Source organism: Klebsiella sp. K-Nf6, assembly GCF_002806655.1.
Classification (GTDB): Bacteria; Pseudomonadota; Gammaproteobacteria; order Enterobacterales; family Enterobacteriaceae; genus Klebsiella; species Klebsiella variicola.
The window spans coordinates 1-366 of sequence record NZ_PIBN01000064.1; the positions used below are offsets into that span (position 1 = coordinate 1).

Below are 366 nucleotides of genomic sequence, written 5' to 3' on the forward strand. Positions count from 1 at the left end.
CAGCAAATCCGTGCGGCCAAAAATCTCATCAACACCACGGGCAAGCGCCAGTACGCTTTGCTCGCTGGTGGCATCAGCGCCAAAACCGTAGGCCATGCCTTCACCGAACTCCGCGTTAATTTCGTGTGCCACGGTTGCGGCTTTATCACTTTGAATATCCACTACCGCCACGCGATAGCCCTCTGCGGCCAGCCCACGGCTGAGGAACGCCCCGAGTGTTTGTCCCCCACCAATGACAACGGCAACCTGTTTCATACTTTTCTCCTTACGACTTAAGCGACAAATTTCAGTGTGCAACCAGGATTGATGCTTTCCGGCACGTCACCTGCGACGTGTACCGTGCCGGGATATTCCGCCTGCGTCTGT

General features: G+C 55.7%; 1 protein-coding gene and 1 pseudogene. Both read right to left on the reverse strand.

The window, feature by feature from the left end; genetic code table 11:
* Nucleotides 1-255, reverse strand: a 255-nt coding sequence (locus CWM61_RS28640) for an SDR family NAD(P)-dependent oxidoreductase (RefSeq protein ID WP_133122484.1), incomplete at its 3' end; no start/stop codon positions are given.
* Between the two features lie 17 nt (nt 256-272).
* Nucleotides 273-366 (reverse strand): annotated as a pseudogene (locus CWM61_RS28645) (PTS glucitol/sorbitol transporter subunit IIA); the annotation flags it as partial.